This is a genomic window from Bacteroidota bacterium, assembly GCA_016718825.1.
GTDB lineage: Bacteria > Bacteroidota > Bacteroidia > J057 > JADKCL01 > JADKCL01.
Genome location: JADKCL010000028.1, coordinates 36,304 through 51,571 on the forward strand (window position 1 = coordinate 36,304; position 15,268 = coordinate 51,571).

At 51.1% G+C, this 15,268-nt stretch carries 14 protein-coding genes; 4 read left to right on the forward strand and 10 right to left on the reverse strand.

Going from position 1 to position 15,268, the window contains the following annotated elements; all coding sequences use genetic code 11:
- Window position 1: 1 nt before the first annotated feature.
- The 6 genes from IPN95_22950 to IPN95_22975 form a co-directional block, all read right to left on the reverse strand.
- Window positions 2–970 (reverse strand): ATP-binding cassette domain-containing protein, encoded by a 969-nt coding sequence (locus IPN95_22950; protein MBK9452225.1) that lies wholly within the window; start codon window positions 968–970, stop codon window positions 2–4.
- A 24-nt stretch (window positions 971–994) separates the two neighbouring features.
- Window positions 995–1,549, reverse strand: coding sequence for a hypothetical protein (locus tag IPN95_22955; GenBank protein MBK9452226.1), 555 nt, complete (start codon window positions 1,547–1,549; stop codon window positions 995–997).
- Between the two features lie 110 nt (window positions 1,550–1,659).
- Window positions 1,660–2,697, reverse strand: coding sequence for a hypothetical protein (locus tag IPN95_22960; GenBank protein ID MBK9452227.1), 1,038 nt, complete (start codon window positions 2,695–2,697; stop codon window positions 1,660–1,662).
- Complete coding sequence (locus IPN95_22965; GenBank protein ID MBK9452228.1) at window positions 2,694–3,425, reverse strand: pseudouridylate synthase; 732 nt, start codon at window positions 3,423–3,425, stop codon at window positions 2,694–2,696. Before IPN95_22965 ends, IPN95_22960 begins: the two co-directional genes overlap by 4 nt.
- Before the next feature lie 30 nt (window positions 3,426–3,455).
- Window positions 3,456–4,709 carry a T9SS type A sorting domain-containing protein gene (locus IPN95_22970; GenBank protein MBK9452229.1) on the reverse strand — a complete coding sequence of 418 codons (1,254 nt, stop codon included), beginning with the start codon at window positions 4,707–4,709 and terminating at the stop codon, window positions 3,456–3,458.
- A gap of 171 nt (window positions 4,710–4,880) precedes the next feature.
- A complete protein-coding gene (locus tag IPN95_22975; GenBank protein MBK9452230.1) occupies window positions 4,881–6,770 on the reverse strand; it encodes a tetratricopeptide repeat protein in 1,890 nt (629 codons plus the stop codon).
- A gap of 136 nt (window positions 6,771–6,906) precedes the next feature.
- Here IPN95_22975 and IPN95_22980 point away from each other — a divergent pair, with 136 nt between their 5' ends.
- The 4 genes from IPN95_22980 to IPN95_22995 all read left to right on the forward strand — a co-directional run bounded on the left by IPN95_22980 (window position 6,907) and on the right by IPN95_22995 (window position 11,764).
- Window positions 6,907–7,704, forward strand: coding sequence for a hypothetical protein (locus IPN95_22980; GenBank protein ID MBK9452231.1), 798 nt, complete (start codon window positions 6,907–6,909; stop codon window positions 7,702–7,704).
- Between the two features lie 77 nt (window positions 7,705–7,781).
- The gene (locus tag IPN95_22985; protein MBK9452232.1) at window positions 7,782–8,909 is read left to right on the forward strand and encodes an acyl-CoA desaturase; all 1,128 of its coding nucleotides are present in this window, start codon (window positions 7,782–7,784) and stop codon (window positions 8,907–8,909) included.
- Between the two features lie 422 nt (window positions 8,910–9,331).
- Window positions 9,332–10,735: a DUF4157 domain-containing protein gene (locus IPN95_22990; protein MBK9452233.1), complete on the forward strand. Its 1,404-nt coding sequence runs from the start codon at window positions 9,332–9,334 to the stop codon at window positions 10,733–10,735.
- A gap of 414 nt (window positions 10,736–11,149) precedes the next feature.
- Window positions 11,150–11,764: an SET domain-containing protein-lysine N-methyltransferase gene (locus IPN95_22995; protein MBK9452234.1), complete on the forward strand. Its 615-nt coding sequence runs from the start codon at window positions 11,150–11,152 to the stop codon at window positions 11,762–11,764.
- Window positions 11,765–11,911: 147 nt separating this feature from the next.
- On the opposite strand, the gene IPN95_23000 is transcribed toward IPN95_22995, so the two are convergent.
- The 4 genes from IPN95_23000 to IPN95_23015 form a co-directional block, all read right to left on the reverse strand.
- A complete protein-coding gene (locus tag IPN95_23000; protein ID MBK9452235.1) occupies window positions 11,912–12,241 on the reverse strand; it encodes a hypothetical protein in 330 nt (109 codons plus the stop codon).
- 311 nt (window positions 12,242–12,552) lie between these two features.
- On the reverse strand, window positions 12,553–13,152 hold the full coding sequence (locus tag IPN95_23005) for a T9SS type A sorting domain-containing protein (GenBank protein ID MBK9452236.1): 600 nt from the start codon (window positions 13,150–13,152) through the stop codon (window positions 12,553–12,555).
- A complete protein-coding gene (locus IPN95_23010; protein MBK9452237.1) occupies window positions 13,119–14,300 on the reverse strand; it encodes a hypothetical protein in 1,182 nt (393 codons plus the stop codon). Before IPN95_23010 ends, IPN95_23005 begins: the two co-directional genes overlap by 34 nt.
- 120 nt (window positions 14,301–14,420) lie before the next feature.
- On the reverse strand, window positions 14,421–15,206 hold the full coding sequence (locus IPN95_23015) for a hypothetical protein (GenBank protein ID MBK9452238.1): 786 nt from the start codon (window positions 15,204–15,206) through the stop codon (window positions 14,421–14,423).
- Window positions 15,207–15,268 lie beyond the last annotated feature (62 nt).

A 15,268-nucleotide genomic window follows, 5' to 3' on the forward strand; every position in this document is an offset into this window, starting at 1 on the left:
TCTATTCCTTTCCGTCCTCCCTCAGGGACCGTCCTGTTTGTTGCAAAAACACATCGTCGAGTGAGGGTCGAGACATCGCAATCGTTTGAATGGCAATGCCTTCGCGGTCGAGGATGCGGAGCACCTCGGCAATCAAGGCGCCACCATCCCTAACATACAGATGCAATTTGAATTCTTGGAGAATCGTCTTTTGAATGAATTCACGTTCGCCCAGCAACTTCAGCGCTTGCTCGGCCTGCGCCTCGTGGTTGAATCCCACCGTGATACATTCCCCGCCGGTCTGCTTCTTCAGTGCCTCCGTCGTATCCACGGCCACAATCGTGCCGTGGTCGATGATCGCCACGCGGTCACAAAGGTTGTCGGCTTCCTCGAGGTAATGCGTTGTGAGAAAAATCGTCATTCCCTCATTCTTCAACCGCACGATTTCCTCCCAGAAATAGGCCCGACTTTGCGGATCAAGTCCTGTGGTCGGCTCGTCCAAAAATACAATCGTCGGATTGTGGACGATGCCCAATGCCAGATCCAGCCTTCGTTTCTGACCTCCCGAATAGGTTTTTGCTGCCCGGGAGGCAAATTCCGTCATCTGAAACCGTTTGGTCAGATCCGCAGCGCTTTTGGCTGCCTGCGCCTGCGAGAGCCCGTACAGGCGTGCCTGCAACACGAGATTCTCAATGGCATTCGAATAGGTATCGGTTCCGCCAGCTTGGGAGACGTAGCCGATGTTTTCGCGGACTTTCTGCGGATCTCGGAGCAGGTCGTGGCCGACAATCGTGGCCTTGCCGCTGCTCGGCGCGAGCAAGGTCGTCAGCATTTTCAAGGTCGTGCTTTTGCCTGCTCCGTTGGGGCCGAGAAATCCGAAGATTTCACCCTGGCGCACCTCCAAATCGACGCCTTTGACCGCCTCCACAGTTTTTTGTGCCTTGCCACGGCCCGTGACAAAGGTTTTGGTGAGTCCCGCTGTTTGCAGGATGATGGATCCGGTCATGGAACGCGCTTATTCGCCCTCTTCCGTTTCGTCAAACTCTTCCTGCAACTCGTTCTCCTCCAATTGAATGTTGTGGTAGTTGGAGAATGACTTCTGCGCTGACTGAAACTTCTCGTCGACCACCGCCTCATTGGTTTGCACCTTGACGAGGATTCCCTGCATCAACTCCATGTCAGGTGTTTCGGTGTACAATTGATCGATAATCGTGCGATAGTCGGTATCCATGATGTCATGGTAAAACTGAAACAACTCAATCGCGGCTTGACGCATCCCGAATTCGTTGGGGATTGCCTTGAGATTGTTCATGTTTTTGATGCCATCGGTGCATTTTGTGATCACAACATCGAGCTGTGCAAAGGTCTCGCCTTTGTCCTCGGGAAGCGCGTCAAACATCGCGATCAACTTCAGAAGTTCTGTCCCGATGATGTTTTGCTGCCCGACAATGTAGTCATTGTATTTGACGGGATCTGTGATTTTGAGCGTTTGTGCGTTCAATCCCGCAATGGTCATTGTCAGGAGAATCAACAGAAACGACTTTTTCAACAATGCGTACATAGTTTTCATGCTTTTAAACCAACGTGAACAAAGTTAACAACTTGCCCGAATAATTGTCTTCCTTCAAATTCCTTGCCAAAAGCCAGTCGGGCGAGGCACTGCATGAGAAAAACAGGCAATCAATTGTTTTTTAATTTCAATTCGACAGGGCCAAATGAAAGCTCATAAGACCGCTTCCATTCTTCTGCAACACCTTCCAACTGAATCGCGACCTGTAGAGAATAGGGGGAATGCGTGTCCAGGATCGGAAGCAGGCAAGGATAGCCCGTTGATTTGGCATTTTCCAGCAACAAAGCTTTGGATTCCGTTTGCTGACCACCTTGACTTACTTGGTAGCGAATTCTTGCAATCGGTGGCAGCTTCCCGCGTCCCACAGCAAAAACAGCCGCCTGAAGGTGGGGTTTACCTTCCAGAAATTCAGGTGTGAGTTTGATGTCAATTTTCGCGAAATTTTCAGATTCAGGCGCTTTTGCCTCGGCCAAATAGGCGACCAAACCTTCTCTTGCATGGTTGTAATGGTAGGCAAAACTCATTCGCCCATAGCCGCCCTCGCCCCATTGAGGTCCCCAGGAATTCTTGAAAATGAAACTGCTGTCTTGGTAGCCGACGATCAAAACCGTGTGTTGACCCTTTGGACGGTGTTTTTTTTGCTTCAAGCGAAGAATTCCGTTGGATTTTGCCCATTCTTTGGGGCAGTAGGCGTAAGTGACCACGATGCCTTTGATGCCTTCGTTGAGAAAGGAAACAATTTTTCCCGGTTCGCTGATCTTGGAGGCATCTGAAAACGACAAGACGGAGCCCGTGGGGCAGAGGTAGCGCGTGAATTCCTTTTGATTGGTCGAATCCATATCGGATTCTTGACGCAAAATGCCCTGTCTTTCAAGCAAATATTGGTAGTAGAGCGCCAAGGAACCGGCCTCTCCACGTGCTTGTTCGTGTGCGCGTAACGCCTCTGCATCCAACTGCAAGGGTACCCCGGTGAAGGTCTCCATCATGTCGCAAACCGCGTAGGCAGGCGATTTTGGGCCCATGGGAAGCGAACGAACGGCACTTTGTGCATACCGGTAGTCAACGGATTTTCCCTCCGCAACTTCAGGAGCCGCAGACGGAAAAAATAAGCCAATCAACGCAAAAAGGGGGATGAAGATGTCAATCATTGCCAACAAAACTGCGCAAAATCCTCGAAATGGAAGCCCAAGATTTCAAAGGCACGTAACATCGATTCCGGGGGTGCTGCTTCGAATCTCATTTTTTCACCCGTAATGGGATGCTCCAAATCCATTCGCCAGGCAAACAACTGCATGGTCGTTATCCCGTAATGCTGTTCCCAGGCATGGTTGTGATGCCGGTCGCCGCGCTTGAAATCGCTCAAAACCGGATGACGAACATGCGCAAAATGTCGCCTGATTTGGTGCATGCGTCCCGTATGCAATTTGATCGCTGCCAAGGAATAACGTGCCGTGGGATACCGGTCGACAGGCATCGGCAATTCGGAAGTCGCGAGGCGACGGTAGGAGGTATGCGCCGTTTGCAACTCGCCGGTGCCGTCCTTTTCCAGTGGCGTGTCGATCAATCCGCTGTCAGGAATCCAGCCCCGCAAAATTGCCAGGTAGGTTTTGGTCGTTTGCTCGGATTCCAAGGTCGCCTGCAATGCTTTGGCCCCTGCTGAGTCGAATGCAAACAGCAAAACGCCTGCCGTGCCGCGGTCCAACCGATGCACCGGATAGACATGCCTCCCCAATTGGTTCCGCAATTCCTGCAAAACAAATATCCGATCCGCCGAAATGCCGGTGCGGTGAACGAGAATGCCAGCCGGCTTCTCGATTGCCACGAAAAATTCGTCCTGAAAAAGAATGCGGAACTCCATCGCTGTGAAGTTCCGCATTCCTGCCGCGACGGACAAGTAAAAAGGAAATCAGTCGTGAACCATCAGCTTTTTGGTCAGCGACCGACCGTTGGACAGGTCCAAACGAATGTGGTAGCTACCTGCCTCGAGGTTTTCGCGCAGAATTTCGATTTCAGATGCATTTTCCACTGCCACCGATCTACAAATACGTCCGACATTGTCGATGATGCGCAGGGTTCCTGAAACCGGTTCGCCTTCGACCACCAAACGGCAGCCATCGTTCATCGGATTGGGATAGAGCCTCGTCCGATAGGCGGGATTGACCTGGACTTCAATCACATCGCTGAAGGAAAATGCATTGTCTGCATCCACTTGTTGAATGCGGTATTGGTTGATGCCGGAAACAGGGTTGGCATCGATGAAGTCGTAGCTGCTCGGCGTTCCTTGGGCATCCACTGTTCCGATCGGGGTATAAGTGCCATCTCCCGCAAGTCTCTCGACGATGAATTCCCGGACGTTGACTTCTTCTGTCGTGGTCCATGCAAGTTTCACGGATTCGTCCAATTGCTGCCCGGAGAAACTCGCCCATTTTACCGGAACAATCACAGTACCAAGAATTTGAATATTGTCAAATGCAAACTCCTCGGTACCTCCGGCTTGGTCGGCATCAATCCGCCAACGTAGACTGGACCCCGTACCAGGGATTGTAAATGTATATGTGGCGAATGTAGTTTGATCCACGTTGGTTACCGGATCAGCGCCGGTAATGGCTCCATCAAGGTTGGAGTCGATTCCGAGATTGCTTCCGACCGTGGGCGTTCCTTTGCCCATGAACCGGCCAACCGTTCTGAAGGCTCCGCCGTTGATACTTGCCTGCAAATTGACAGAATCCGCACTTTCCCACCGTGCACCATTGTTGTTGGAGCAGGCGACATTGATGCGCATTTGGAGGCTTCCATACGAGGTGATATTGATCAGTGTGGATGTGATTTGGCCTGCACTACGACAACCGACACAAGCGCCGGTACTGCCTCTGATATCCTCAAATACCCACATGAAGGTTCCTGTGATGCCCGTTAAGGCAGATCCAAACACAGTAATTCCGCAGGTCGGCGCTCCCAAGGGATTCATGTTGGTGCGCATGAAAACGTCTTGTTCAGTAGCACAGTCCATGAATGTGTTGCTGGTGTAACGTGAGCCTTCGCCGTCGGTTTCAAAGCTCTCTGTGTTCAGCACGGTCTGCGAAAGTAGCGTACTCGCATGGAATAGATACAGTGCGCCTAATGCCAACACTTTTTTAAGTGTCGAATCAATTTTTTCCATAGTCTAGTTGGTTGAGCGGAAGTCCGCAGTATCAAATAATCGGTGTGCAAATTATGACAATGGTCAATATTTTCCAAAGCAATTTGTTATGAATTCAACACATAAGCGTACAAATGTGTCCAAATAATCGTTCATACGGAGATCATGGGGCTGTTGCCCAGGTTTGTTTACTTATATGGAATTCAAAAATTCGCGCAGGTCGGTTTCAGGTCCGAGTCCCATCTTCTTTTTGAGCCGGGTTTTGGCGATACGCACAGACGCCGGAGCAATGTTTTTGCGCAAGGCAATGTCCTTGGAAGAATGTCCAAGGCGCAACATGCCACAGAGTTCCAATTCACTGCTGCTCAACCCCGGGAACTTCTGCTTCAGGTCGTCAAAAAAGGCATGATTCACTTTTTCGATTTGTTCTGCCTCCAAACTCAATTTTCCTTCCCCTTCGATTTTGCCTTTCAGCGTCATGATCAAGTCCTGTACAGCTTTCTCCGGATTGGGTTGTCGCCTGATTTGCTTGAGGTTGTCCAAAATTTCCTCAAAAGCATTCCGCCGCTGCGAATACACCAATGCATAGTCGGTAATGTCGCGGCGTTTCATTTCCAATGCCTGATTGAGCTGTGCATTTTGCAGGCGTTCATTCTTGAGGTTCAACTCAGCGAGCGCTCGGGCATAGGATTCCTGCGCATGCCTTGCATTCTCTTGGATGGCACGACGGCGCAGATTGATCAGGACGATGGCCAAAATGAGGATTGCCGTGATCGCGGCACTTGCGACCAGCAAAATTTGAAAGCTCGCTTTGGCTTTGGCTTCCGAAGCTACACGCCGCGAAAGGTAAATTTCGGTGTTGAAATGCGTGGTTTTGTCAATGAGCATGCCCTCCAAGGTCCTGACTTTCGTCTGAAAAGCCTTGCCTTGCAGACTGTCCCGCAGTTGAATCAGTTCTTGCTGAAATTGGGAGGCAACTTGCCAATTGTGCGTGTTTTGGGCGACCAAAATGCTGGTTTCAAGCAAATCCAAGCGGTAACGCAGCAAAATGGAAGGAGCGCTTTTCGCGGCAAAGGCTTTCATCGTCGCCAACATTTGTTCTGCCTCAGATAGGCGGTTCATCGCTACGAATGTGTGTACAAGCCTGAGTCCCGCTTGCAGGTGCACACCCTGATTCGGACGAAGGTCAAAATCATCAAAATTCACTTGGAAATAGGGGAGGGCCTCCAATGCACGGTTGGATTGCAAAAGCCCATCTCCGATGTTGTCGCGCACGCTGACGGCAAATCCCTGATCAGTTTGGTCGGTCGGATCGAGCATTGCAAGCGCAGTTTGATACAACCTGAGGGCAGAGTCGAGGTTGCCTACATGGAGCAACGCCATTCCCAAATTGTTGCGTGCAGAGGCTTCCCAGATGGGCTCATGGAGTTCGGTTGCGATGTTGATGCAGCGTTGGTAATAATGGAAGGCGCTGTCAAGTCTGTCGGCTTGCTGAAAGCAAATCGCAGTTGCGCTGCAATGCCTGAATCTCCGGGGGGTGGGTGCTTGTTCGCGTGCTTCGTCGATGGCAAGTGCGAGTTTGTAGTGGGGCAAAGCCAAATTGTGGGCTTCAAAGTCAGTGTAGGTTCCGGCGATGTTGCGGTGGATCCGTTGCCGGATCGGGGATAGCGGATCAATGAGGGAGTCCAGCGCAAGCACTTGGTTGATCCAGTCAAAAGCCTCGGAAACCCGTCCTTGACGGAGTAATACAGCCGCGATCTCGGTACCAATGATGCCCTGCGCAGCAGGGTCCGCGGATTGTGTGGATTCTTTCCACAATGCCTGGTACTGCGCAAGTCCCTCCACGGGATCGGCCTCGCACAATTGCTGACTTGTCAAGAACCGCGCACCGAATTCAGGTCTTTTGAAGAATCGGGGATCGGTCAGGCTCACCGAGTCGGGCACTTGAATCGGGTGTGCCGATACATTTTGGGAAAGCAAGCAGATCACAAGACCCAATACCAAACGTATACAAGCGCGTTGCAAATCGCCCGATCGCTGCAACGCTATCCCTTCGGATTTTTGAGGCATATTCATGGACATTCCATCGAAATTTAAACAATCACGCCGATTTGAATGCGAATGAATTCAAGGAACAGCCCGAAGGAAACCAAATTTTAGTGTTTACAACGCGTTTACAGGGCGTTTGCAATTCTGCTTCTGTTCTCATCATTGCGCCATGAAGGTGATCCCAGCCATCCGACATGTTGAGATTCAAAAGGTGAAACCCAAACGTCCAAATGTGCGGTTTTGTACACCGCGGCAACTTGAATCCCACAAAGAAGCAATTTGGTCCATCAACGCATCCTTGGTTGATTGGAGCCGGGAGGAATTTGATGCAGACTTTGGTGCTGCAAAGCTGTTTGCGGCCTTTTTTGTGGATGGAAAGGTCGTCGGTTTGGCAACGGTGATGGAGGAGGAATTTGAAATCAATGGAAAACGTGTTTTTACCATTGGGTTGGGCAAAGCGGTGATACAGCATGCCTACCGCAATCAGTTTTTGGTGCAACGCGCTTTGATCTTTCGGTGGATTCGAAGGTTTTTGCGCAAGCCTTTGCAACCGATTGTCATTTGGGGGAGCTGCGTGAGTTACAAGAGTTATCTTTCCTTCGTCAAGGTTCTGAGGGTCGTCTATCCGGTTGCAGGTGTACCGATACCGGAAGCACAGGAGCAAGTGATGGATAAAATCGGCTTCCATTGGTACGGAGATCACTATCAACAAGCCTCCAAAGTCGTCAAGGTTCCCAATTTCCGTGTCAGCGATGAGGCTGCGGTGCCTCGAAAGGAGGATCTGAATGATCCTGCCATTCGATTCTACTTTGACCGCGTCCCTCAAACAGCAGAAGCCACATTTGGATTGCTCACCATTTCGCCCTGCATTCGCAGTAATTTCTTTCCCATGGGGGGTTCTTGGGCCAGAAACTTCTTGAGGAAGGCGCTGGGAATCAATCGAAAAGCAGCTAAAGCAACAAATTGACCAAAGTCATGAAGATTTTGCCCATCTAGCTGCGCGAGCGGCAACGCAGGGATTCATATTTTCCGTAATTTTGCAGTATGTTGATACTCGGATTGTTTGTCATTCACTGGTATGCCTCGCTTTTTTTCCAATCGTTGTTCAACCATCGATATGCGGCGCATCAAATGTTCAAGATGAGTCCATTTTGGGAGAAGACTTTCTTTATCGGAAGTTGGATCGCCAATGGATCATCTTACTTGAGTCCTACGGTCTACGGCATTTTGCATCGGATGCACCATGCCTACGCCGACACGGAGCTTGATCCGCATTCGCCCAAGTATGACAAGAACATTTTTGCGATGATGTGGCGCACCCGTGCCGAATACCTCTCCATCGCCCACAAGACCAAGCCGATTGATCCGAAATTCACCAAAAACATGCCCGAATGGGTTGCTTTTGACCGTTTTGCCGAGCACATCGCGACGCGTATCGGATTCGGATTGCTGTATGTCGGCGTCTATGCGCTGTTGGCAACCGCATGGTGGCAGTGGCTGCTCCTGCCGATGACCATCGTGATGGGGCCGCTCCATGGTGCCGTCATCAACTGGTTTGCGCACAAAATCGGCTATACCAACTTCGAATTGAAGGACACGAGCAAGAACTTCCTTCCGGTGGATTTCCTGATGTGGGGCGAAAGCTACCACAACAACCACCACAAGAATGGCTCAAATCCCAACTTCGGCCACCGTTGGTTTGAATTTGATCCGATGTGGCCTGTCATCAAATTTTTGAACTGGGTGGGCATCATCCGACTGCGCAACAAGGCTGAAAAGACCAATCTGCGTGTGCGGTTCACCAAGCGCCAAACCGAACGCATTACTGCGGCGTTGGCGAGGTTGCCACATTTTGCAAATGTCCCCAAAATCAAGCCGGAGCGCCGTTTGGGCCAATTGGTCAATTCTTGGAAGCATTTCGTGGACAGTGATTGGAAGGGCAATCTCACCGATTATTTCAACAAAATCTCCGTGCGGGAGGAGTTGGAGGTCATCATGCAAAATGCCAATGGTTCACTTCGTCGGCAGATCGCGAGCATGATTGAGCCGTTTGACAAGCGATTCCAGTCCAAAATGAAGCCCGTTGACATGAAAAAGTTCAGCGACCGCTGGAAGCTGAACGGAAAACATTTCTGGCAGACGCATACGATTTTCCAAGGCGAATTGGCCTAGGTCAGTGATTCGTCGACAGCAGGCGCTACAATCTCGAATTGTAGCGCCCCCCCCCCCCCCCCCCCCCCCCCCCCCCCCCCCCCCCCCCCCCCCCCCCCCCCCCCCCCCCCCCCCCCCCCCCCCCCCCCCCCCCCCCCCCCCCCCCCCCCCCCCCCCCCCCCCGCCCCCCCCCCCCCCCCCCCCCCCCCCCCCCCCCCCCCCCCCCCCCCCCCCCCCCCTTTTGCTGCTCTTTGGAGGGTTTTAGGCGCCATTTTCAGAGGTCTTCCACTCCGCTGTTTAGTCTTTTGGAATGGACGGTCTGTGACGTGGAAAAGTTTCCCGTATCAACCCGAATCGAAGTTGGAAATGCTGGAATTTCTTGGTACTTTAGGCGTGAGTTTATAGGGGATACGCCCATTTTGATCAATTGCCAATTGTCAACTATGAATAAGAACGCCAAGATTCAGCGCAAGAAGACGGACAATCCGTTGCCGATGCAACACAAAGAGAGCACATCCAAAACGATGGCTCCTCCTCCGTTTGCGCTCACTTCGTCACCTGTCCAGAAAAAAGAGGAGCCCCAAAGTGGTGGCGCCAACAAATTGCCTGAATCGGTGCGTGGCAAAATGGAATCCACCATCGGTACGGATTTCAGCGGCGTTAATATCCATGCCAATTCGGGCAAAGCCGTCGAGGCGGGTGCCTTGGCTTATGCGCAAGGGTCCGACATCCACTTCGCGCCAGGGCAATACGATCCAAATTCCAAGAGCGGTCAGGAATTGCTCGCCCACGAACTCACCCACGTGCAGCAACAGAGCGAAGGTCGCGTAAAAAGCACAGGGCAAGTGTCAGGCATGCCCTTGAATGATGACAAGTCGCTTGAGAAGGAGGCTGACGATATGGCTTCCAAGGCTGCAGGCGCTGACATGTCGGCAGCCGGCACCCAAAAACAGCTCAAAAAAGGGACAAAGGGGGATGCCGATGGCACTCAAAAGCAACTCAAGAAAGCAACGGCTAGCTCCACTGCTGCACCTGTGCAGCGTTTCAAAATGCGGGACAGCGACATCGCGCGTTATCCAAAATTTGCGCAGTTTGTCTCCACTGACATGCCCAATAATGTCAACGATCCGCGATTGGCCTACTTTCTCAACAAATTTGGCACCAACGAGGGCGATACAAAACGCGACATTCGCAGTGATCTTGCTTGGGGCAGTGGACCGGAGATTCACCCATTCAGCTTGCCGACCAACAAGGTGAGTTTTGCAAGCAATGGTGGCTCTGAGATCATCCGTTTGAGCCGCGGCGACATTGAAGGCTACGAGAAAAACGATACCTATCAGCAGAATTTCCATCGACTTTCGCTGGAATCCAATATCCTGAATGGTTATACACAATTCCTTGATGATCAAGATGGAAAGGATCTTTGGGGCAAGGAAGGCGCTATGCTCGAAAAGGCCGAATTTGGCCATGATATCAATACGGTTTGGGATGCCAAAGATGCACGCCGCTGCAAATTTGGGCAAGGACAGTGGGAAATGCAGGTCGTGAGTGCAGGCGGAGCCAATGCACAACGCATTCGCCTCTGGAACTCAGGGGATGCTGACGGTGCCTATGCAGCCACTCCCGGCTCTACGGTGAGTGTCAAGTCCCGCAAAGGTGTCGATTGGAGCATCAGGACCCAGTATTTGCCCAATGGAGCCGAAGGCAAAAAAGACAGCAGTTGGAAATGGAGCGAAATGCTCACCAACAAAGTCGGCAAAGATGAATTCATGGTGCGCTCGGAATTTACCGGCGACAAAGACAGGACGGACTTGGTGTTGCGCGTCAAGCGCGTTGGCAACGCCTGATTCTCCCGATAGTACAATTTTGGAATGGCCACTGCTTGCATGTGGCCATTCTTGTGTTCCGGCCAATTTTTACCGGCATACTTCTGATATCCATTTGCCGTGGTCGCGCATCGATCGATTCTCAGATTCAACGTTTTTTCATGGAATTGTTAGCTTTGGTTGTGCGTATGCATTGATTTTGAGTTAGTTACGTTTTGTGATTGCTGTGGATAAAAAATGTGCAGGACGATTAAAAAATGCAACACAACAAAGGTAAAAGTCGTATTGTTGCCGACACGTTTAAAGCTTAAACTGACGTTAATTGAAGACGGTTTCACGATGCAAACCATGCGCCGATTCCCAGCCAATTTTGGCTGCCCAAAATGCGCCATGGTCGGTAATAAGTGGACCTGATTCCCGAATTTGGACTTGAATATGATTCACCCTTCATTAGAACTACGAATGATCAGCCCTGAAGTGGGCTATGGTGTTTTTGCAACCGAGTTGATTCCAAAGGGAACCATTACCTATGTGGAAGACGAGTTGGAAGTAAGGATTCCCGAAGCTCAGTTTCTGAGTTACCAAACACCGATCCGGGCAATTTTGGACAAATTCAGCTACATCGATGCCCACGGCGATCGGATTTTGAGCTGGGATTTTGGCAAGTATGTCAATCACAGTTGTGATTTTAATTCGATTTCAACTGGTTATGGCTTCGAAATTGCCATTCGTGACATCGCAGCTGGCGAGCAATTGACGGACGAATACGGGATTTTTAACCTGGAGCAGCCGATGGAATGCTTCTGCGGAAGTCCGAAATGCCGTGGAATGGTGGGCAAGGAAGATTTTAAGAAGCTTTATCCTGAGTGGGATACGCTGATTTTGGAGGCTTTGCCTTTGATGTCAGAGGTGGCGCAACCGCTGTGGAGTTTGATCGATGAAGAGACGTTGAAGTCCTTGGACGACTTCCAAAAAGATCCCTCACTTTACCGAAGTGTCTTTTCCCTTTACCGGGCACCAAAGGCAGTCGGAGTAGAGCCTGCAAATTAAGGGTTGCCAAGGTGGCTGAGGCTTGAATGCGTACAGCAGCAAAACCGTTTCCACTTGAAGGCGATTACAAAACGAGATAAAAGTAAAAAAGGGCTGCAATTGCAGCCCTTTTTTATGCTCGATTGGAAACTGCAATGCAGCCCCGTGTCAGTCGTCGATTCCCTCGAAGGATGCATCCTCCTCATAATCGTCATCTCCTTCTGCATCGGGGCTATCCTCGCGCTCGAATTCCTCACCCTCTGCGGCTTCCTCTTTCTCCTCAGCTTCCGTGAAATTGGCGCGAATGTAATCGTCCATCTTCACCAAGTACAAGGTATCAGCGTCTGCATCCAGAAGCTCCACGCCTTTGAAGCGTTTGCCTGTATGGTCCTGAAAGGTCAGCACGATACCAAGGGAAATGCCCTCTGGAAATTGTTTGATGAACAATGCCTGTAAGTTGGCATCCATCTTTTCATAACTCTTGATAACTCGCTTCATGCCGAAAAATATCTGTATCCCAACAAACTTCCGCTATCCTTTTCTTTTTCCATCGCGGATCATGGCAGTTGAACAAACACTGTTCCGTTTCTGCGGGCAAAGTGCAAAAAAAGTTTGAATGCCAGAAAAAAAAACATTCCCACTATGATTTTGCGACTAAAATAATCTACAAACCCGCAAAAATTGTTTCCAGGGCCTATTTTGAGCCAGTTTTTCTCCCGAATTCATCCCCGATTCAGCCTGTAATGAAGGTTGTGGACCTCCCAAATCACAGGCTGGGACACCGATTTGTGGAAAAAAAGCCCTCAGGATCATTGAACCACGAGCTTTTGTGTCACCTGCCGACGTGTTTCGGTCCCCGTGATGCGCAAGAAATACATCCCTTTGGGCAATTCCTCCGTCTGCAAACGATGGATTCCAGTTCCTACTTTTTCCTTGCTCAGGACCGTACCGGTGACATCCAGGAGTTCCAAAGAAAACCAGGGATCGCCGGAATCCTGGATGCGGAGCTGGCAGTTGGAAAGGTCGCCCGAACTTGGATTGGGCCAAAGGTCGACCCTCAATTCGTCTCCTTTGGCTTCCATTGCGACAGGCTGGGAAATCGGGATATGGTAGTCACCGCCACCGTTGTTGTCCCATGTGTTGTTGTCGTAGTGAATTACGAAATCCACCATGGAAACGGATTGGGAGACGTTGTTGAATGGCCCCAATTGGATCAACAATTCACCGCTGAGCGTATCCATCCGGGATTGGAGCGCAGGTCCGGTGCCTTGGAAGAGTGTGGAACCAATGGGCCAATAGGCTGCATGGGGTTGGGTCCAGCCGTTGACGCCCCAATGGAGCAACGCGGTGGTATCGGGAGCGGGAACGTGAATGGTCACCGTGTCGTTGATCGACGGGTACGTTGGCACCCAATAGATGCCATTTTGGCCGCTCCCGGGTTGCTCGCGCCCACATACACATGTTGAATCGGCGTTTTCGTCAAATTCCCGTTTTGGTCGACGGCCTCGATGTAGTAATCCACCAGGGTATCGTGCAGTCCGGTGATTTCAGCATAGTACTCCGTGGCAATGTAATCGGGCAGAATGAAGAAGTTGATGCTGCCGTTGCCAGTGACATTCCCCGTTGGAAAGGTCCTTGACGTCATCGTCATCGATTGCCACGTCGTCACCCCGCCTCCGCCCGCATAAACCTCATTTTCATCGCTCGACATCGGATTGCTGCCATCCAGGTCGGTGCGGAACTTGAGCGTGACCGATTGCATGCCGGAAACATCATACGCAAAGGTCCATACATGAAAGTCACTGCTATTTTGATGTTGCTGATAACCGTACACGGGGCCGAATCCAATTCCACCCGGATTCCATGGAAAACGCTGCGGAATGAATACATTGGGCGGGGTGTTGTCGGTCCCTGCATGCGCATTGATGACTTGGTTGGCGAATCCACAAGCAATATTGGCAGCCAAACTGGGCTTCACCTCCATGTCCAACGAGGTACCGTAATACATATAGCCGCTGTTGAAGGCCGGCATCAGGTGATGCCAAGCGCGTTCCGCGGCGTTGGAGCCTGAGGTTGGTGCCACGATGTCTTGAATGTCAAGGGTGCCTTGAAGGTCTTCCGCCATTTGGACGCGGTTTTCCGCAGCGACGAGCACAGCCCAATTGCGTGCATCTTCTGTCCAACCATTGGGGTCGAAGCGTTTTCCGCTATTGTACATCGGCCAAAGCCAGTTGATGAACTGGGCATGCCCCCAATCGTTGTCGGCATTGACCCAAGCACCGTCTTCCACATGCACCACGTCGTTGTTGGGGACGGGATGATCCGTCAAAAACTGCTGAATCGTCGTCGGAACATAACCTTGACCGACGGCAGCATTGGCAAAACCCGGCACCGAATTCGTATAATAATCATAGCCTCCGCCCCAAGCATTGTCGCCATCATGGGCCATCAACACCAACGACGGTTGATTCGGATTGTTGTAGGGAGCGATGTGCTGATCAATTTCGCCGGTTCCCATCAACGAATAGCCGTCCTTGTAGCTGAGGAGATCGCACATCGGCACTACTATCATCTTATATTCTTGGCCGGTATTGGGATCAACGTAGCGCGCCTTGTGCGCTTGGTAGCAATAGGGAGCAGCGAAGGCGCCTCCACGTCCATCAATTTGCCCATTCCATCAAAGGCTGCCGTTGGCGGTGACTTTGTCGGCGCGATTCGGTGGATCATAATTGGTTCCCGAAGTGCCGTAATTGACTGGATAATCGGCCAACGTGCGTGCCAGATGACTGTTGGCGACGACCGACCATTCGAAGCCTTCCTGAACCAACACCTTGATAATACGCTCACTGAAAGCGCATTCCGCCGGGAAATAGCCTTTGGAATAGTTGGGATTGGTGCCGAAGGTCTGATTGTAGAGATAGCGGTGTGCCTGAATTTCTTTGGCAAGCGTCCGTTCTGAAACCAAGGGCGAAAGTGCATGGTGAAACGAGAAGCCTGTGACATCCATCCGCGGTTTGCCTCCGGATGTGTTCCATCCTCGTGCCGTCGTGAAGTTGTTTGCCCAGCCATTGCCGTACCCCCATTGATTCGCCGCTGCCAACGAATTGATATTTTCGATGAGGCATCCACTGTAATTCACCTGCGCACCGGCCTCGGGATGCCCGAGCAATGACTGCACGGCGTCTTTGCAGCGGTATTGGTAGGCAGCGACACGGTCGGCATTGGAAAAAATCTGCGCCAAATCATTGAGCGGATGTGCCTGATTGTCAGAATAGACATTCCCTCCCGAGAATTTCAGATCATTGGACTCCCTGACGAGTTGATACCGGTAGCCGTTGGCCTGACTGACCTCCGGCCAATAGTTGGGCTGTTCGAGGTGCCAAAGGTAAGTTGTATGCACCTGTGCGTTGCCGGTGATTACCGCACCAAACAAGAGGCAGAAAGGAATGACCCAAGCCTTCATGGAGAAAGTGTTTAAGTGACACTATGAAGGTAGAAAAAAAACGAGGATGTAAAAAAAAGTGC